The organism is Pontibacter populi, from assembly GCF_019336435.1.
Lineage (GTDB): Bacteria > Bacteroidota > Bacteroidia > Cytophagales > Hymenobacteraceae > Pontibacter > Pontibacter humidus.
This window is the reverse complement of the sequence record NZ_JAHWXQ010000004.1, coordinates 263,925-283,851: the sequence shown is the minus strand read 5'-3', so window position 1 is coordinate 283,851 and position 19,927 is coordinate 263,925. Positions and strand designations below refer to the sequence as shown.

The window sequence follows — 19,927 nt, the reverse complement described above, 5'->3', positions numbered from 1 at the left end:
TAATAATTAGTGTCTTTGGTTTGATGTGCTTGTATAATATACTGATAATATTTAATAAAAGTTATATTATTATATATTTATTTTAAAATATTTTATAAAAAGTTGCATTAACTGTATTTGATGAGAATATTGCAATTGGCTTGTGCTTATGGTAAAAGCTTTGATGTATACAATTTGTAGGAGCTGTAAAGCTATAGTTGGATGGCTGTAAACTATAAAATCTGGGGCTTTATATGCCTGCTGTAAGGCAGGTGGGATTCGGTCGTTTAACGAGCGTAGTATGTATTGTTCAGGCTGCTTTACATCTCACTATAAACTATGGATTGCACACGGCAGTAATATATTTTTTACTTTTGTACTATAGTTGCTAACATAACACCTATTACTCAGTTATATTTGACCGAAAGGCCTGTAGCGCTTACAAAAACTTAAAAGCACTTATGCTTACCTATAAATCTTCTAAAACCCTTTTTGCAGTAGCGATGCTTTGGCTGTTAGCCTTTGGTGCCGTTGCGCAAGTGTTAAAACCTGCCACCTGGAGTTACGATGTTTCGAAGAAGCAAGTAGCTGTAGGCGATGAAGTAGAACTGATCTTTAATGCCCGCATAGACAAAGACTGGTATCTGTACTCTTCTGACTTCGATCCGGAGCTGGGCCCGATGGTAACTGAGTTTAAGTTCGAAAAGCATCCGTCTTACGAGCTGGTTGGTAAAGTTGTACCGGTTAAACCCAAAAAGAAATACGACGACCTGTGGGGTGGCGAGTACACCTACTTTGTTGGTACCGGGCAGTTCCGCCAGAAAATTAAAGTGCTGAAACCCGAGCTTCTGGTAAAAGGCAGCTACGAATACCAGGTTTGTACCGATATAGACGGCCGTTGCATTCCGTTTGATGACGAGTTTACGTTTAGCAACAAGCAGATACAGGTAACCGGGAAAGCGGCAGCTGCCGCAACTCCTGCTGCTGAGCCAACGCAAACTGTAACCACAAATGCAAACTCCAGAGCCGCTGCATCACAAACTATAGCGCAGCCCCCTGTTACTGCAGATACTATCACATCTCCCGCTTTTTCGCAGAATACCGCAACTATAGACACTGTAACAGCCCCTGAAAATACGGAAACAGTACAGTCAACCATAGACGACACAACTCTAACCAACCCTGCTACTGACCAGGGCGATGTCTGGACATTGATGCTGGTTGCCTTTGGCTCCGGTTTGGTGGCGCTGCTAACACCATGCGTATTCCCGATGGTACCCATGACGGTAAGCTTCTTTACCAATAGCAGCGGTAGCCGTACGCAGGGCATTGTTAAGGCAGCTGTTTATGGGTTGTCTATCATTGCTATCTATACCATTATCGGAACTATAGTTGCCCGTTTATTTGGTGCCGATGGAGCTAACTTTATCAGTACACACTGGTTGCCGAATGTCCTTTTCTTCCTGGTGTTTGTGATTTTTGCGATGTCCTTTTTCGGGATGTTCGAGATTACGCTGCCAAGCTCGTGGCTAACCAAAGTGGATGCACAGGCAGACCGTGGCGGCTGGGTTGGCGTTTTCTTTATGGCCTTTACGCTGGTGCTGGTTTCGTTCTCCTGCACCGGGCCTATAGTTGGCAGCATACTGGTAGCATCGGCTGGCGGCGAAATGATTCGCCCAATTATGGGGATGTTTGCGTTCTCGCTGGCGTTTGCTCTGCCCTTTACCTTGTTTGCTATATTCCCATCGTGGCTGAGCAGTTTACCAAAATCAGGTGGCTGGCTTAACTCGGTTAAAGTAGTGCTGGGTTTTATAGAACTGGCACTGGCGCTTAAGTTCCTGAGCATAGCCGACCAGGTATATCATTGGGGCATTCTGGACCGCGAAGTTTACCTGGCCTTATGGATCGTGATCTTTACCCTAATGGGCTTTTACCTGCTGGGTAAACTCAAATTTTCGCACGACTCAGACCTGCCGCACATTAGTGTGCCGCGTTTGTTCTTTGCTATCGTTACGTTTGGGTTTGTGATCTATCTGATCCCGGGGATGTTTGGTGCACCGTTAAAAGCACTGTCCGGTTACCTGCCACCGCAAACGACCCAGGACTTTGACCTGAATGCGATTGCACGGCAGAGTAACGGAGGCGGAAATACGGCAGGTGTAGCATCTAACCAACTTTGCGAAACACCAAAGTATGGCGACTTCCTGCGCCTGCCTCACGGCCTGCAAGGTTACTTTGACCTGGAGCAAGCTAAAAAGTGTGCTGCAGAGCAAGGCAAACCAATCTTTATAGATTTTACCGGCCATGGCTGTGTAAACTGCCGCGAAATGGAGGCCAACGTGTGGTCAGACCCTGCTGTGCTTAAGCGCCTGCGCGAAGACTATGTAATTGCTGCATTGTATGTAGATGATAAGTCGGAGTTGCCACAAAGCGAATGGTACACCAGCAAATACGACGGCAAGGAAAAGAAGACCCTGGGCAAAAAATACGCCGATTACCAGATCACCAAATTCAATGTAAATGCGCAGCCATATTATGTGCTGATGGATGAGAATGAGAACGTACTGGTTAAACCTATTGCTTACGACCTGAATGTAGAAAACTTTGTGAAGTTCCTGGATGCCGGCGTTGCTGCGCATAAAGCCAGAAAGATCGCACAGAAGTAATTGTCTCAACCAGGATTAACAGGATTTCTGTTATCAACTATAACAAAAAAGCCCCACCGGGAACGGCGGGGCTTTTTTTATTGAATAAGAAGCCTCAACTCCTGATTCTTACGTCTTTTACAACTACTTCGCTTCGTTGTAGCGGCGGGTTACTTCTTCCCAGTTCACTACATTCCAGAATGCGTTGATATAGTCCGGACGACGGTTCTGGTAGTTCAGGTAATAAGCGTGCTCCCACACATCCAGACCCAGGATTGGCTGACCGCCACAACCTTCAGCAAAAGGCATCAGGCTGTTGTCCTGGTTAGGAGTAGAGCAGATCTCCAGTTTACCACCTTTTACGCAAAGCCATGCCCAGCCAGATCCGAAACGGGTAGCTGCAGCTGCGTTAAATTTCTCTTTCATCTGATCGAAAGAACCAAATGCGGAGTTGATCGCCTCTGCCAGCTCACCTGAAGGCTGACCGCCACCATTTGGCGATAGGATTGTCCAGAACAGGTTGTGGTTATAGTAACCGCCACCGTTGTTGCGAACCGCTTTGTTATCACCATCAATACTAGTCATGATCTCTTCGATAGACTTACCTTCCAGGTCAGTGCCGGCAATAGCCTTGTTCAGGTTATCGGTATAGGCCTGGTGGTGTTTTGTATGGTGGATTTCCATGGTGCGTGCATCAATGTGCGGCTCCAGTGCATCGTAAGCATAAGGTAATTTCGGAAGTTCGAAAGCCATAGTTTTGTATATTTTTATATGTGAACAATTACATACGTAGCGCTTTAATGAGTACGTATGCGTTTAAACTCTTAGTTTCAAAATTAGTTATTTTCTTCTGGCTGCAAAGAAAGTTGCCATCAGGTCGGCACATTCCTGCGCCATAATGCCGCTAACCATCTCGGTTTTAGGGTGAAGCAGGTTGCCTACTCTTCTATAACCACGTTTGGGCTCGTTTGTTCCGAACACCACCCGCTTGAGCTGCGCCCAGTAGCTGGCACCTGCACACATAATGCAGGGTTCAACAGTTACATAAAGGGTGCAATCGTGCAGGTATTTGTTGCCCAGGTACTCGGAGGCAGCGGTAAAGGCCAGCATCTCGGCATGGGCGGTTACGTCGTTCAGCTTTTCGGTCTGGTTGTAGGCTTTGGCAATAATGCGGTTGTTGGCAACTATAACAGCCCCAATCGGAATCTCGCCTTCCTCAAACGCCTGCTGCGCCTGCCGGTAAGCCTGCTGCATAAAATGTTCGTCGCTGTATATCGAAAGAAAATCTGTAGCCATAGTTGTAAAGGTAAAGGCTAAGGCCAGGTTTAGCAAGGTTTAGTTGCTTGTTATTGATTAGTGATGGTCTGTAAACTATAATCTAAACTATAGCAACAGCAGAAGCTGTGCCTTAAGGACAGGTGAGAACTGGAGTTCAGAACTTAGGAGAGAAGCTCATATGGTTACTAATAAGCTAACTATAGAACGATAGCATCAACTATAACTATAGCCGAAATTCCCCTCTCGGGAGGGGCAGGGGTGGGTTAATACCGCAACTATAAAACTGTTTACCAGACTATAGCAATAGCAGAAAGCTCCCCGCCTTAGATAAGGGGGGAGGGGTGGTTGGACATCGCGAACTATAAAACAAAAGCCCCTTCTGATTACAGAAGAGGCTTTCAGGCTATAGGTAGTTAAATTTACTTTTTGATTTTGACCGAGCCCATGATCTCGCGGGCTGTATCCTGCCAGTCGTTTTTTAGCTGGAAAGGGATATGCAACGTGTAGATCTGGAGTTGTCTGCCAACTATAGTATACTGAATAATGCTGTATTTCTGTACAGGTCTCAGGTTTGAAGCGCCGCGTGTATCGGCAAGCCTTGATACAAACTCAAAAACTATAAATTTCTGTCCTTTAACCTCTGTTACTTCCTGCCGGATAAAGTCGATGTTGGTAAAAGTTTCTACCAGGTTGGCTTTGTAAAACTCGCGCAGCATATCCAGATCCTCGGCATGGAACGTAGAGCGCTTCAGGGTTAAATTAAAGTCGATGTTGCCATCCGGGCTGGTGTAAGCGGCCACTGGCCTTGTGGTTGCAGGGTATTCCCGGGCAATGTCATCGTCAGACATTGGCATGAAATCCTTTGGCAACAAGATGCTGATCTCTTTGGTAAGATTTATCTTCTTCAGTTTTGGGGCGGCAAAAGCAGCACCGGCAATAAGGATGATAGCTAAAAATGCTAAATAACGCATGTTCATAAGGGTTGTGTAGGCAAAGCTATAAATTATTGTTCAAATAACAGGTAGTAACTGAAAGTGGTGCAATTTCTCTGCCAAAAGTTTGAGATTGTTAACGATTCCGGAGATTTAAAAAGTATCTAATAGCTATAGTTGCCGTTACAAACTATAGATAGATCCATAACTATAAACAAACTATAACTATGCTAAACGACTTAATTAATTCTGTAAAAGGGCAACTGACCGGCGAACTGCAAAACAAATTCCAGATGCAGCCCGACACCGCCAACAAAGCTGTAGACCTTGCCAAAGATGACCTGGAGAATGGCCTTAAAAACGAAGCGACCAGCGGCAACTTTGGTGGCATACTGGATGTGCTGAAAGGAAACAAAAGTGCAACTGAACAGCCTCAGGTAAATAACATGATCGGGAAATATGTGAATAACCTGAGCACAAAACTGGGTGTGCCTGAATCTATAGCCAAACAGGCAGGGCCGTTCGTAATTTCGTTTATCATGCAGAAGCTGTCAGGTAAAGTGTCATCGGAAGGTGATCTGATGGGCATGCTGGGCGGCGGCTTGAAAGATAAACTGCCCGGCGGCTTAGGCGATAAACTAGGCGGGATGTTTAAGTAACTATAAACTCAACTATAAAAATGAAGCCATACCTTTCCGGGTATGGCTTCTGTGTTTAAACGAAACTATAGGCTCTTTATCCTTCGGTAACTTTTTTGGTGTTATCAGTTGGGTTCCGGTCAATGAGTTTGTTCATCGGGTCTATGCCAGCTTTTTCAGGCTTCTCGTTAACTATAAACTCAAACTTGTTTTCGCCGGCCTTGATCTTGTGCTTCTTCAGGTAAAGCGGTTTATCCTGCCAGTTGCCATCTACTTTGTGGCGGGCAATTACGCCAACATCTACCCAATCGTTCATTTTGGCAGGTGTTTCGGTGCCCAGGCTGTCGGCGTATAGTTTCTTGGCATCTACGGTAAAGGTTACCTTGTACTTGTTGTCAGCCAGCTTTTTGTAAGAAGCATCGGTGGTTTTGTTCTCGTACAGCGTAATCTTCTCAAACATGTCTGTCACCATATACTGCAGCGAGTCTGGCGTAGCTTCGCGGATGTAACCCAGGAACTCAACAGAATTGGTATAAGGAGCCCGCTGGAACGCCACTTTCTGAATATACTTCTGCAGTGCCTTGTTCAGGTTTTCTTCACCAATATAGTCAGCCAGCGCATACATGATCACGCTGCCTTTGCGGTAGTGGATATATCCCTGATTTTCTACTTTGTAGAGCGGCATTTCTTTTTTACGCTCTGATGTGCGGCCCAGCAGGTACGAGTTCAACTCATACTTCAGGAACTTGTTCATGCGCTCTTCGCCGTACTCATGCTTCATCACCATCAGGGCGCTGTACTGGCTCATTGTTTCCGACATCAGTACCGATCCCTGCACATCGCCACCGATAACCTGGTGTGCCCACCACTGGTGTGCAATTTCATGTGCGGTAACATAGAAAGGGTAATCCACATCTTCCGGGTCATCGTCATCCACATCCGCTATAAACCCAATAGACTCGGAGTAAGGAATCGTGTTCGGGAAGGATTGTGCGAACGACTGGTAACCCGGGAACTCCAGGATACGCACCTGTTTGTGCTGGTATGGGCTGAAATTCTCAGTAAAGTAATCCAGTGATTTCTTCACCGATTTGATCATGCGGTCCAGGTTATACTCGTGGCCTTTGTGGTAGTAAATTTCAATGGCTACATTCTGTCCGTTTTTGCCTTTCCAGTGGTCTTTCTTTACCTGGTAATCTGCCGACAGGAAAGAGTAGAAGTTCAGGATCGGCGCATCCATCTTATAGTGGAAATAGCGGCGACCGTCTTTTGTCCATTCTTTCTGCAGGTAGCCCGGCGCAATGGCAATCTGGCTTGGTATGGTGCTTACGGTAGTTTCGAAGTTTATCCAATCGGCTTCGTTACTGATGTAGGTGTTCATGCGGGCCACAGAGTCGTTTACGTCAGCCATGCGCGGTTTAGGCTTCAGGCCATGTTCTTTACGCAGGTCATCATCGCTCAACTCTACACCCGAACGATATCCGATCTTAGGTAAATATTCGCTGTTGATGAACGTGCCGTTGTAAACGATGCCGGTGTTAGAGCCATTGTTACGGAAGCCTTTTGTTGCATAGTGCAGGTCCAGGTTCAGGCGCATAGAATCGCCGGGCTGCATTGGTTTAGCCAGCTTATAGATGCGGTAACCATAGTCTTTGTCATTCAGGGCAAGTTTAGCCGGCCGATCAAATTCCAGTTTCCGTACTTCAGCTTCATCCGAAACAGCAACGTGTACCGAATCTATGGGTTGGTTGTGCGTGTTCTTGATCCAGAAGTAACCTTTAAAGTCGAAAATGCGCTCTTCCGGGTAAATATCCACGTTCAGGTTTACATCCGTAATGCGCGGCTGCGGTATGCCATCGTACTTTTTGTAGGTCTTTTCATAGTAAGCCTGGCGTTCCTCCTGGTCATCTGATGTGCGGTACTTGTTCAGGATGTTGGTGTTATAGAAAATAAAGCCACCCGTAATCAGGAAAACGATCAGTCCGGCTGCGGTTACAAAAAGGGTGGATCTGGTAAGCTGCATGCTGGCCAGTTTCAGGCGCCACTTCAGCATGTTTTCTGAACCACGCGACCACAGCATATTGGCAACTATAGCCAGCAACAGGGCAAAGGCTGCCCAGTAAATTTTATAGATCGTGAATGGCCACACAAAATGCCCGTAGCCATTCATGGCCGAGTAGGTAATGCCCGGATCGGAACTATAGGAGTAGAGCGTATGCTCAAAACCGAGCTGGCCTTTAAAGATGTTGAGCAGGTAATACACCACCATCACAAAGTGGCCGATGAATTTATTGTTCACGATCACCTGTACCAGCATGGCCAGCACACACAGCAACAGGTAATCTATCAGGTTAATACCGAACAGTCCCTGCAGGTATACATCAATCTCATACTTATAGTAGCCTTTAAACGTCTGGATGATGATACCGCAAATCATGATCACGAATAACAGCACTACCTGCACCAGCATCAGGGCTGTCATTTTAGAAGCAAATGGTACCCAGTTTGGAATCGGCAGGGCATCGTAGATCTGGTTGATGTGGTTATCGCGCTCGCGCCACACCAACTCACCGGAATAAAAGGTGATGATGATCAGGAAGAACAGCGCAAAGGTACCGTTCAGTACCGTAACTACCTGCGAGGTAACCGGGAAGGTATTGGTATCATACATTTTACCCACCTGCGCCCCTGAAACGAACAGGAAAATAATACCTGCTGTAACGATGGCTATAAAGTAAACGCTTTTGATAACGCCATTGAACTCCAGTTTGCTCAGCTTAAAGTACTGCTTCAGGCTCAGGTTAAACGAAAAGCTCTGCGATACTTTTGGCAGATTCAGGCGCTCTGATGGCACAATAACTCCTACGGCTTCGGCACTGTTTTTACGACGGAACAATTTTATGCCTGTATTGGCAAACGAGAAGCTGAATTTATAGTAACAGAACGCCAGTAGGCCCAAACCTATAGTTAACCAAAGCCCGCGGTTCAGGAGCACATACTCACTGAATGGCAGCATTAACGTATTCCGCTCGGCTGTGGTCCAGTAGCGTTGGGTCAGGTAAATAGCAGAAGCACCCAGCGGGTCGGTCAGGTTGGCGATAAACTCGTTATCCAGGTCGCTGGTCAGGCTGCTGGCAATGCCGTACATCACCAGGAATATTACGCCACCTACATAAATAGAAAGTGCGCTGCGGGTAAGTGTAGCCAGTGTAAAGAAGATAGACCCTGTTAACAGCAGGTTTGGAATGATAATCGTTAGATACGGTTGGATGTACCACATCAGGTTGAAGGGGCCAACTTTGTCAGGCTCCATCCACGGCATAAAAGTCGCAACCATAGCACCCAGTGCTACACCCGTAAACACGAACAGCGTTACCAGAAACGAACCCGTAAAGCGGCCAAAAATATAGCCGGCCTTTGAGATAGGCGTAGTATAGTACAGCGAATGCGTTTTGTGTTCGAAATCCCGGAAGATAGGCGTACCCATCATAGAACAGGTGATCAGCACACCGAACCAGCTGAGCAGTGTTACGATCCAGTTGATCTGGTAAGGAGAATTGGCAAATACTTTTCCGCCGCTGGCATCCCCGATAATCACGCCACCGCCAAAAGCGCCGCCTAAGGCCAGCATGGTCAGGAAAGCCATCAAAAACAGAATGAAAAAGTATATATAAGTTGCCGGACGCTTCATCCGGTACTTGAGTTCGAATAAGAAGATCTCTTTGAACATGATTTCTGTTAATTATGAATTAGAAATTAAAAATTAGAAATGGCGTCTTGGCCAAAATCTAATTCACAACTAGTTCTTGTTCGGTACTTTTATCCTTTCTGCTCGCCTCGTGTATCTTGCTGAAGTACACGTCTTCCAGGTCTGCGTTAACCGGTTCGAAGTCTATGCCGGGCTGCGCATCGCTGAGCACATGGATAATGGTTTTGCCGGCAAATAGGCGCGACGAGATAACATCGTACTGCACTTGATGATCTGCCAGTTCTGATTTGTGGATGAATTTGCGCCAGATGCGACCGTTCAGGCTGTTGATCACTTCCAGCGGGTCTCCGGTTAACAGTACTTCGCCTTTGTTAATGATAGCAAAATTGCGGCACAGGTCGGTTACATCTTCCACGATGTGTGTAGAAAGAATAACAATGATATTTTCCCCGATCTCACTCAGTAAATTATGGAAACGATTACGCTCTGCTGGGTCCAGGCCGGCAGTTGGCTCATCCACTATAATTAGTTGCGGGTTACCTAATAAGGCCTGCGCAATACCGAAACGCTGCTTCATACCACCCGAATAACCGCCCAGGTTTTTCTTGCGCACGTCGTACAGGTTGGTTTGCTGCAATAGCGCAGCCACCACTTCTTTACGTTCTTTATTATCACTGATGCCTTTTAGTACAGCAAAATGGTCCAGCATTTCTTCGGCGCTCACTTTTGGGTAAACCCCGAACTCCTGTGGCAGGTAACCCAGCACTTTCCGCATTTCTTCTTTCTGGCGCAGCACATCCAGGTCGCCCAGCATAATGCTGCCGGTATCGGCTTCCTGCAGCGTGGCTATAGTTCGCATCAATGATGATTTGCCGGCGCCATTAGGTCCAAGCAAGCCAAACATTCCCTTCGGGATGGTCAGGTTAATGTTTTTAAGTGCTTGAGTGCCATTAGGGTAGGTTTTGGACAGATTCTGTATGACAAGTTCCATAGTTGTATTTTATACTTAATGTTTTGATTTTCAGGGTTAACTATAACTAAAGAAAATCAAACTATATTTCCATTCAAAATAAACTATACAAACCTGCCCTTTTTCCCGACCAACCTGAGTTATAGTTGTTTAAGCCTCAGGTGCACCTGTAGCTAGGATTGTTTCCGGTACATATCAGTAGTTTATAGTTTGCATTCAGGAAAAACCACCTCTACTATAGTTGCTCATCTGCCTGCTTACTGAGTTCTTGCATACTCCTGCTATTTTAGCTGCAACCTAACGTAACAATTATTACTTTTGCGCTATAGACTTACAAAAAACGATTATGCTCCGAACTCATACTTGCGGCGAACTACGAATAGATAATGTAGGCGAGGAAGTTATCCTGGCTGGCTGGGTACAGCGCCTGCGCGACAAAGGCGGAATGCTCTGGATAGACCTGCGCGACCGCTATGGTATAACCCAGCTCAGCTTTGAAGAAGGCATGACGCCGGAAGCGCTGCTGAACCAGGCACGCAGCCTGGGCCGTGAATTCGTGATCAGAGTGGTAGGTAAAGTTATTGAGCGCGAATCTAAAAACGATAAAATTCCTACCGGAGCGATAGAGCTGAAAGTGACCAAGCTGGAAGTACTGAATGCTGCCAAGTTGCCACCGTTCATGATCGAAGATGAGACCGATGGGGGAGATGACCTGCGCATGAAATACCGCTACCTGGATTTGCGCCGCAACCCGGTGCGTCGTAACCTGGAGCTGCGCCACCGTGTGATGCGCGAAACACGCAATTACCTGGACGGACATTACTTTATTGAAGTAGAAACGCCTGTACTTATAAAATCTACGCCGGAAGGTGCCCGCGACTTTGTGGTACCAAGCCGCATGAACCCAGGTGAATTTTATGCCCTGCCACAATCGCCGCAGACGTTTAAGCAGCTGCTGATGGTATCTGGTTTCGATAAGTATTACCAGATCGTGAAGTGCTTCAGAGATGAAGACCTGCGTGCCGACCGCCAGCCGGAATTTACGCAGATAGACTGCGAACTTTCTTTCGTGACCCAGGAAGATATCCTGAATACCTTTGAAGGTCTGATTCACCACCTGTTCCAGAAAGTAAAAGGCATTGACCTGCCGAAACTTCCACGCATGACCTATGCCGATGCGATGCGCCTGTACGGTTCTGATAAGCCGGATACCCGTTTCGGAATGCAGTTTGTGGAGCTGAATAACCTGGTAAAGAACAAAGGCTTTAAGGTGTTTGATGACGCCGAGCTTATAGTTGGTATTAATGCCACTGGCGCTTCCAGCTATACCCGCAAGCAACTAGATGAGCTGACTGATTTCGTAAAGCGTCCGCAGATTGGGGCAACCGGCCTGGTGTATGCGCGTGTGAACGAAGACGGCTCTGTTAAATCATCGGTTGATAAATTCTATTCGCCGGAAGACCTGGCAGAGTGGGCTGCGGCGTTTAACGCTAAACCGGGCGACCTGCTGCTGGTGCTGGCCGGTGGAAAAGACAAAACCCGTAAAGCCCTGAACGAGCTTCGCCTGGAAATGGGAACCCGCCTTGGCTTACGCAATAAAGATACTTTCTCTGCCCTGTGGGTAGTTGACTTTCCGCTACTGGAGTGGGACGAGGAAGCCGGTCGTTTCCATGCCATGCACCATCCATTTACATCACCTAAGCCAGAAGATTTGGAGCTGATCGACGATCGTCCAAGCGATATCCGCGCCAATGCGTACGACATGGTTATTAATGGTGTGGAAGTAGGCGGTGGCTCTATTCGTATCCACGACCGCCGCTTGCAGGAGCAGATGTTCCGTTTGCTGGGCTTCTCCAACGACGAAGCAAAAGCGCAGTTCGGATTCCTGATGGAGGCATTTGAGTACGGTGCGCCGCCGCACGGTGGTATCGCTTTCGGCTTCGACAGACTTTGTTCTATCTTCGGTGGCTCCGATTCCATCCGCGATTACATTGCCTTCCCGAAAAACAACTCAGGCCGCGATGTGATGATCGATGCACCATCGCCGATTGCTGATGCACAGTTAGATGAGCTGCATATTAAACTGAGAAATATAACTGCTTCTGAGAAGAAGTAGTTGTAACTATAAATTATAAAAATAGCCTGTAGCAGAGATGTTGCAGGCTTTTTTGTTTATGTGGGATTACCTCACCCTAGCCCTCTCCTGAAAACAGGAGAGGGAGTTTGGTTATCGTTACAGTGTTAACCCACCCCTGCCCCTCCCGAGAGGGGAATTTTAGCTTTTGGTATAGTTGGGTTTATAGTTCTATAGTTAACGTATTAACACCCCTATAGTCCCCTGAAAGGGACAATTCTGCTACTGCTTCCCATCTGTTATTTCGACGAAGGAGAAATCTGAGTTTGCTATAGTTACAGCCCACGATAAGGGCAAGTTTACTTGTCCCTTTAAAACTACTACCACGATCAATCTCGAAGCTTCCCATAACAAACTATAGTTAGCTTTTCCTATCGAACTTATCACAGTCTTTGGGTTGAGCACCTTTGATTTGTTGCGGTGCCTTTAGGCAATCCGAGCAGAGCGAGGATAGCAAGAAAGCAGCAGCGCGATGCCCGAAGACGGGGCTTCCCGGCCGTGAGGGCACCAAAACTAAATTGAAACGATAGATAAGTAGAGCTCCCAGCATTGGAATTGGCTATGGAGGGAAGGCTTGGTTCGAATAGTAGGTTTAGTCAACTATAAAACTATGGCCTGTGGCAAACAACTTCTCCTATAAACCAACCATAGCAACTAACAAAACTTCCGGAAAACTGTTAAATGACCAGAAGATTCAGGCACAAGCTGCCTCACTTGGTTAAACCCGTTAACGGACAAGCTTATTTACAGAAATAGCCTTACCTTTGCACCATGGTTATATTAACCATTCAGAAGCATATTTTAAATCCTTAACTATAAACTACATGGCAACCGGATTTTTTAAAGTACCAACACCCATAAACGAACCTGTAAAGTCTTATGCACCGGGCTCGCCGGAGCGCGAAGAACTGCAGCGCACTTATAAAGAACTGAAGTCGAAAGAGATTGATGTACCTATGTACATTGGTGGCGACAAAGTTTTTACCGACAAAAAGAAGCCTATGCTTCAGCCGCACGACCACAAGCATATCCTGGGTCATTTCAGCGAAGGTGACTCGACACACGTGGAGCAGGCAATAAATGCAGCCCTTGCCGCTCGCAAAATGTGGGTGAACATGGGCTGGGAGCACCGCGCTTCTATCTTCTTAAAGGCTGCTGATCTACTGGCAGGACCATGGAGAGCACGCCTGAATGCGGCTACAATGCTGGGGCAGTCTAAAAACGCGTACCAGGCCGAGATCGACTCTGCTTGCGAGCTGATCGACTTCCTGCGCTTTAACGTGCAGTACATGACGGAAATTTACCACATGCAGCCAGAATCGTCTCCAGGCGTTTGGAACCGCATGGAGCACCGCCCGCTGGAAGGTTTTGTGTTTGCATTAACGCCATTCAACTTTACAGCTATTGCAGGTAACCTGCCAGCTTCAGTTGCCATGATGGGTAACGTGGTGGTTTGGAAGCCAGCCAACACACAGGTGTATGCTGCGCAGATGATCATGGAATTGTTCCGTGAAGCTGGTCTGCCTGATGGCGTTATCAACCTGGTGTATGTGGATGGGCCAACTGCCGGTGATGTTATTTTTGACCACGCTGATTTTGCAGGTATCCACTTTACAGGCAGTACAGGCGTATTCCAGAACATCTGGAAAACGATTGGTACAAACATACATAAGTACAAGTCTTACCCGCGCATAGTTGGCGAAACAGGTGGTAAAGACTTTATACTTGCCCACCGTTCTGCCGATGCCAAAGCACTGGCTACAGGTATAGTTCGTGGCGCATTCGAGTACCAGGGGCAGAAATGTTCTGCTGCTTCGCGCGCTTACGTGCCTAGCAACCTGTGGGACGAAGTGAAAGGCTACATCATCGAAGACCTGAAGTCGTTTAAAATGGGTGCTCCGGAGGATTTCTCTAACTTCATCAACGCCGTGATCGATGAGAAGTCTTTTGATAAGATTGCCAAGTACATTGACAATGCGAAGAACAGCAATGAAGTAGAGATAATCGCAGGTGGTGGTTACGACAAATCGAAAGGTTATTTCATAGAGCCAACGGTGCTGCTGTCGCATAACCCGACTTACGTTACGATGTGCGAAGAGATCTTCGGGCCGGTAATTTCGATCTATGTATATGACGAAAATAACTTCGAGGAAACTATAGAACTGGTTAACTCGACTTCGCCATATGCTCTTACCGGTGCAATTTTCAGCCAAGACCGCTATGCAGCTGAATACGCTACCAAGAAGCTGGATCAGGCTGCCGGTAACTTCTATATCAACGATAAACCGACAGGTGCCGTGGTTGGTCAGCAGCCGTTTGGTGGCGCGCGCGCATCCGGTACGAACGACAAAGCTGGTTCTATGCTGAACCTGCTGCGTTGGGTATCTGCCCGTTCTATCAAAGAAACATTTGTGCCGCCAGTAGATTACCGCTATCCTTTCTTAGGAGAGAATAAATAACAAATCTATAGTTCAGATGAAGGGCCGTACTCAAAAAAAGTACGGCCCTTTGTTTTGTTATATTTGCATTTAGATAAATTACACTGCTGCGAAAAGTGAGATAAATCATGCTTTTTACACCAATTTCCAGTCAACTTATACTTTTGATTGTTGGCTATTTATCCCTAATTTTGCTCCTAAATTTCAAGAAAGAATTACAACTTTATGGAAACTACTGTAAATCAGTACTTACCGTCTGACTACCTGCCGATTTTAATACAATTTGCAGCAGCTATTGGCTTTGTGATTTTTGCATTGGTGGCAACACACATGCTTGGCCCTAAGCGCAGCAGTGCTGTAAAAGATGCTGCCTGGGAAAGTGGTATCGAGTCAGTAGGTGATGCGCGTACGCCGATATCTTACAAGTACTTCATGACGGCCATCCTTTTCGTGCTTTTTGATGTGGAAATCATCTTTATGTACCCTTGGGCGGTCAATTTCAGAGAGTTTGGTGTGGAAGGTTTCCTGCAGATGCTTTTATTCCTTGGCTTGCTGATGTCCGGCTTCTTCTACGTGCTGAAGAAGGGTATTCTGAAGTGGGAATAGATTAAACTATTACAAGAACATTATTGTTAGAGCAAGAGGCCCTGAAAAGCCTTTTCGTACAACAAAATTAAACTCTGAAATGAGCGATTCTAATAAAGATATTAAAATGGCGAAAGCCCCGGATGGTTACACTGGTGCGGGTTTCTTTGCTACATCGTTTGAGAAAGTAATTGGTCTGGCCCGTGCGAACTCGCTCTGGCCGTTGCCTTTTGCTACCTCGTGCTGCGGTATCGAATTCATGGCTACCATGGGCGCGCATTACGATATTTCCCGTTTCGGTTCTGAGCGACCAAGCTTCTCGCCACGCCAGGCAGATATCCTGCTGGTAATGGGAACGATTGCCAAGAAAATGGGTCCTGTTGTAAAGCAGGTATATGAGCAGATGTCTGAGCCGCGCTGGGTAGTAGCCGTTGGTGCCTGTGCTACGTCAGGTGGTATTTTCGATACATATTCTGTGCTACAGGGCATTGACCGTGTAGTGCCTGTAGATGTGTACGTACCTGGTTGTCCACCTCGCCCAGAGCAGATACTGGATGGTTTGATGCGTGTGCAGGATTTAGCTAAAAACGAATCTCTACGCCGCCGCAACTCACCGGAGTATCAGGCTCTTTTGGAATCTTACAATATTAAATAAGCATCATGGAGCTTACGAACGAAAACGTACTCGGTAAGATCATAGAACAGTTTGGAGAAGAGAACATCACGGATGCAATGAATCCGGATGGGATCATGACGTTCCAGACAAACCGCCAGACCATTCATGAGCTGATAAAGTACCTGCGCGATGACAAGGAACTACAGATCAGTTTCCTGACTACGATGTGCGGTGTTCATTATCCGGAGCAGAAAGACAAGGAGCTTTGCATGATGTATCAGCTGCATAGCCTGCGTCATAATTACCGCTTGCGCATTAAAGTATACTTCCCGATTTCGGACCCGGTAATGCCTACCCTGACGGACCTTTACGCTGCTGCCAACTGGATGGAGCGCGAAGCCTACGACTTTTACGGTATTGTATTCGCCGGTCACCCGAACCTGATCCGCATCCTGAATGTGGAAGATATGGAGTACCACCCAATGCTGAAGCAGTACCCGCTGGAAGATCAGACACGAGAAGATAAAGTAAATACATTTTTCGGCCGTTAAGCCGGTTTTGCTGCCAGTTTATAGTTGGCGGCTATACTTTAGAAGCATATTATGGCTACTGAAACTAAGACAGTTGAACTTGATGGATTAGAGCAGTTTCGTGAGAACCTGGATCTGAAACTACAAGATAAACATAACGAGAACTTAACCACGCTTAACCTGGGGCCAACGCACCCGGCTACGCATGGTATTTTCCAGAACATCCTGCAGATGAACGGTGAGGTGATTGTGGACGCTGTTCCAACGATCGGCTACATACACCGTGCTTTCGAGAAGATCGCAGAGCGCCGTCCGTTCTACCAGATCACGCCGCTTACCGACCGTATGAACTACTGCTCGTCTCCAATCAACAACATGGGTTACCATATGTCGGTTGAGAAGCTGTTGGGCATCGAGATCCCGAAGCGTGCGCAGTACATCCGCGTGATCATGATGGAGCTGGCCCGTATTTCGGACCATTTGATCTGTAACTCGATTCTGGGTGTGGACTCTGGTGCGTTTACGGGCTTCCTGTACGTGATGCAGGAGCGTGAGAACATCTACGACATTTACGAAGAAGTTTGCGGTGCCCGCCTGACGACGAACATGGGTCGTATCGGTGGTATGGAGCGCGACCTTTCGCCTAAGGCCTTACACCTGATCGGTGAGTTCCTCAAGCGCTTCCCAAAAGTGTGGGCGGAGTTTGAGAAAATGCTTACCCGTAACCGTATCTTCATCGACAGAACGACAGACGTTGGGGCTATCTCAGCAGAGCGTGCGTTGAGCTACGGCTTTACCGGCCCTAACCTGCGTGCTACCGGTGTGGATTATGACGTGCGCGTGATGAATCCATATTCTTCCTATGAAGATTTCGATTTCGAAATACCGGTAGGTTCTAAAGGTGATACGTACGACCGCTTCCTGGTTCGTAACGTGGAAGTTTGGGAAAGCTTAAAGATCATTGAGCAGGCATACAAAAACCTGCCGGAAGGTTCTTACCACGCGGATGCGCCTCACTACTATTTACCTCCAAAGCAGGAAGTGTACCGCAACATGGAAGCCCTTATCTATCACTTTAAAATTGTGATGGGTGAGATTGATGCTCCTGTTGGCGAAGTGTACCACTCTGTAGAGGGTGGTAACGGTGAACTCGGCTTCTACATCATTTCAGATGGTGGCCGTACGCCGTATCGTCTGCATTTCCGTCGTCCTTGCTTTATTTATTACCAGGCTTATACCGAAATGATAAAAGGTGGTCAACTGGCAGATGCTATCCTGACACTGAGTAGCCTGAACGTAATTGCCGGTGAGCTCGACGCTTAATATTTTAGATTTTATTACCATTTAACATTGGTTGCCTGAAACAGCCGATGACAACTATAAAATGGCAGAGACTATAAACGAAGTAAAGTTTTCTGATGCAGGCATGGCCGAGATCCAGCGCTACATCAGCCATTACCCGGAAGGACGTCAGAAATCCGCTATTCTACCTATCATGCACGTAGCACAGGCAGAATTTGGTGGCTGGCTGAGCCCGCAGGCGATGGATAAAATTGCCGAAATCCTGAACATTCAGCCCATCGAAGTTTACGAAGTGGCTACGTTCTATACCATGTTCAACCTGAAACCGGTTGGCAAGCACGTGCTGGAAGTATGCCGTACAGGCCCTTGCTGCCTGCGTGGCGCCGACCAGGTGATCGATATGCTGAAGGAGAAGCTGAACATAGAAGAAGGAGAGACCACTGCCGACGGTATGTTTACCCTGAAGCCAGTGGAATGCCTTGCTTCGTGCGGAACAGGCCCGATGCTGCAGGTACGCGAGAAGTTTTATGAGAACATTGATACAGAAGAAAAGCTGGATCAGTTCCTGGAAACAATGCGCAACACCGAGGTAGAGACACCTTATCATCAGGCACAATAGACAAAAGACTATTAGACAAAAGACAAAGGACATTTTTTTACAATTTCCTCTTTTGTCCTTTGTCACACTGTCATTTGTCAGCTAACAATAAAGTATAATCAGGCAGCAAACTATAAAGTAACTGCCAAGCTATATATCCTGTAACAATGGGAATTAAAATATTAACCGAACATATAAACGTACCAGGCATCGAGACCCTGGAAGTATATCGTAAGCATGGCGGCTACCGCTCGGTAGAGAAAGCCCTGAAAACGATGTCTCCGGACGAGGTGGTGGAAGAAGTAAAAACATCAGGCCTGCGTGGTCGTGGTGGTGCCGGCTTCCCGACTGGTATGAAGTGGAGCTTCCTGGCGAAACCGGAAGGTGTTCCGCGTTACCTGGTTTGCAACGCCGATGAGTCGGAGCCAGGCACGTTCAAGGACCGCTACTTCATGGAGAAAACACCACACTCTCTGATAGAAGGTATGATCACATCGAGCTACGCGTTGGGTGCGAACACATCATATATCTATATCCGTGGTGAGTTGATGTTTGTGCTGCGCATCCTGGAGAAAGCGATTGCGGAAGCGTATGCCGCCGGTTTGCTGGGTAAAAACATACTTGGTTCTGGCTACGACCTGGACCTGCATGTAGCTCCGGGTGGTGGTGCTTATATCTGCGGTGAAGAAACTGCTCTGCTGGAATCGTTGGAAGGTAAGCGTGGTAACCCGCGTAACAAGCCGCCATTCCCGGCTGTGAAAGGTTTGTTTGCTTCGCCAACAGTGGTGAATAATGTGGAGTCTATCGCATCTGTGCCTTGGATCGTGAACAACGGTGGTGCAGAGTATGCGAAGATCGGTATCGGTAGAAGTACCGGTACAAAACTGTTCTCATGCAGCGGTAACATCAACAAGCCGGGCGTTTACGAGATCGAGCTGGGTGTTCCGGTTGAAGAATTCATTTACTCTGACGAATACTGCGGTGGTATCTGGAAAGGCAAGCAACTGAAGGCCGTAGTGCCAGGAGGTTCTTCTGTTCCAATTCTGCCTGCTAACCTGATAACTAAAACAGCTGCCGGCGAAGACCGACTAATGACTTATGAATCATTATCTGATGGTGGTTTTGTGAGTGGTTCAATGTTAGGTTCCGGTGCATTTATAGTTTTCGATGAAGACCAGTGCATTGTACGCAACACCTGGAACTATGCAAGATTCTATCATCATGAGTCGTGTGGCCAGTGCAGCCCTTGCCGTGAAGGTACAGGCTGGATGGAAAAAGTATTGCACCGCATCGAGCACGGTCACGGACATCAGCAGGACATAGACCTGTTAGTAAGTGTTGCCAAGCAGATTGAGGGTAATACTATTTGCCCACTGGGTGATGCAGCAGCATGGCCGGTAGCAAGTGCAATCCGTCACTTCCGCGATGAGTTTGAGTGGCACATCAAGCATCCGAAAGAAGCAATATTACCAGGAGCAGTATACAGAGGTCAATTAGCAACTATAGAAGCTTAAGAATACACTTATTCACCGGCTTTCAGGATGTTCCTGGATGCTATGCGGTAGAAGAGCAA

The 19,927-nt window shown here is 47.0% G+C and carries 15 protein-coding genes; 10 read left to right on the top strand and 5 right to left on the bottom strand.

Annotation, left to right across the window (positions count from 1 at the left end; genetic code table 11):
- The first annotated feature begins 440 nt into the window (after positions 1–440).
- Positions 441–2,645 carry a protein-disulfide reductase DsbD family protein gene (locus KYK27_RS15055; RefSeq protein WP_199111005.1) on the top strand — a complete coding sequence of 735 codons (2,205 nt, stop codon included), beginning with the start codon at positions 441–443 and terminating at the stop codon, positions 2,643–2,645.
- Between the two features lie 123 nt (positions 2,646–2,768).
- Here KYK27_RS15055 and KYK27_RS15050 read toward each other — a convergent pair whose 3' ends face one another.
- The 3 genes from KYK27_RS15050 to KYK27_RS15040 all read right to left on the bottom strand — a co-directional run bounded on the left by KYK27_RS15050 (position 2,769) and on the right by KYK27_RS15040 (position 4,873).
- The gene (locus KYK27_RS15050) at positions 2,769–3,377 is read right to left on the bottom strand and encodes a superoxide dismutase (RefSeq protein ID WP_199111003.1); all 609 of its coding nucleotides are present in this window, start codon (positions 3,375–3,377) and stop codon (positions 2,769–2,771) included.
- A gap of 87 nt (positions 3,378–3,464) precedes the next feature.
- Positions 3,465–3,920, bottom strand: coding sequence for a nucleoside deaminase (locus KYK27_RS15045; RefSeq protein WP_233150465.1), 456 nt, complete (start codon positions 3,918–3,920; stop codon positions 3,465–3,467).
- A gap of 401 nt (positions 3,921–4,321) precedes the next feature.
- Complete coding sequence (locus KYK27_RS15040) at positions 4,322–4,873, bottom strand: hypothetical protein (RefSeq protein ID WP_233150464.1); 552 nt, start codon at positions 4,871–4,873, stop codon at positions 4,322–4,324.
- 188 nt (positions 4,874–5,061) lie between these two features.
- Here KYK27_RS15040 and KYK27_RS15035 point away from each other — a divergent pair, with 188 nt between their 5' ends.
- The gene (locus KYK27_RS15035; protein ID WP_199111002.1) at positions 5,062–5,493 is read left to right on the top strand and encodes a hypothetical protein; all 432 of its coding nucleotides are present in this window, start codon (positions 5,062–5,064) and stop codon (positions 5,491–5,493) included.
- 76 nt (positions 5,494–5,569) lie between these two features.
- Here KYK27_RS15035 and KYK27_RS15030 read toward each other — a convergent pair whose 3' ends face one another.
- Together KYK27_RS15030 and KYK27_RS15025 are read right to left on the bottom strand one after the other, a co-directional pair.
- The gene (locus tag KYK27_RS15030) at positions 5,570–9,202 is read right to left on the bottom strand and encodes an ABC transporter permease/M1 family aminopeptidase (RefSeq protein WP_199111000.1); all 3,633 of its coding nucleotides are present in this window, start codon (positions 9,200–9,202) and stop codon (positions 5,570–5,572) included.
- A 58-nt stretch (positions 9,203–9,260) separates the two neighbouring features.
- Positions 9,261–10,172: an ABC transporter ATP-binding protein gene (locus KYK27_RS15025; protein ID WP_199110999.1), complete on the bottom strand. Its 912-nt coding sequence runs from the start codon at positions 10,170–10,172 to the stop codon at positions 9,261–9,263.
- A gap of 325 nt (positions 10,173–10,497) precedes the next feature.
- On the opposite strand from KYK27_RS15025, the gene aspS reads away from it, so the two are divergent.
- The 8 genes from aspS to nuoF all read left to right on the top strand — a co-directional run bounded on the left by aspS (position 10,498) and on the right by nuoF (position 19,868).
- Positions 10,498–12,267: an aspartate--tRNA ligase gene (gene aspS, locus KYK27_RS15020; protein ID WP_199110997.1), complete on the top strand. Its 1,770-nt coding sequence runs from the start codon at positions 10,498–10,500 to the stop codon at positions 12,265–12,267.
- An 842-nt stretch (positions 12,268–13,109) separates the two neighbouring features.
- On the top strand, positions 13,110–14,744 hold the full coding sequence (gene pruA, locus KYK27_RS15015) for an L-glutamate gamma-semialdehyde dehydrogenase (RefSeq protein WP_199110994.1): 1,635 nt from the start codon (positions 13,110–13,112) through the stop codon (positions 14,742–14,744).
- A 204-nt stretch (positions 14,745–14,948) separates the two neighbouring features.
- Positions 14,949–15,329, top strand: coding sequence for an NADH-quinone oxidoreductase subunit A (locus tag KYK27_RS15010; protein ID WP_162427526.1), 381 nt, complete (start codon positions 14,949–14,951; stop codon positions 15,327–15,329).
- 79 nt (positions 15,330–15,408) lie between these two features.
- Positions 15,409–15,963, top strand: coding sequence for an NADH-quinone oxidoreductase subunit B (locus tag KYK27_RS15005; protein ID WP_199110993.1), 555 nt, complete (start codon positions 15,409–15,411; stop codon positions 15,961–15,963).
- 5 nt (positions 15,964–15,968) lie between these two features.
- On the top strand, positions 15,969–16,475 hold the full coding sequence (locus tag KYK27_RS15000) for an NADH-quinone oxidoreductase subunit C (RefSeq protein WP_162427524.1): 507 nt from the start codon (positions 15,969–15,971) through the stop codon (positions 16,473–16,475).
- Positions 16,476–16,526: 51 nt separating this feature from the next.
- Positions 16,527–17,777, top strand: coding sequence for an NADH dehydrogenase (quinone) subunit D (gene nuoD, locus KYK27_RS14995; RefSeq protein ID WP_199110991.1), 1,251 nt, complete (start codon positions 16,527–16,529; stop codon positions 17,775–17,777).
- A gap of 61 nt (positions 17,778–17,838) precedes the next feature.
- Positions 17,839–18,375 carry an NADH-quinone oxidoreductase subunit NuoE gene (gene nuoE, locus KYK27_RS14990; protein ID WP_199111132.1) on the top strand — a complete coding sequence of 179 codons (537 nt, stop codon included), beginning with the start codon at positions 17,839–17,841 and terminating at the stop codon, positions 18,373–18,375.
- 146 nt (positions 18,376–18,521) lie between these two features.
- Positions 18,522–19,868 (top strand): NADH-quinone oxidoreductase subunit NuoF, encoded by a 1,347-nt coding sequence (gene nuoF / locus KYK27_RS14985; RefSeq protein ID WP_199110990.1) that lies wholly within the window; start codon positions 18,522–18,524, stop codon positions 19,866–19,868.
- The last annotated feature ends 59 nt before the right edge of the window (positions 19,869–19,927 follow it).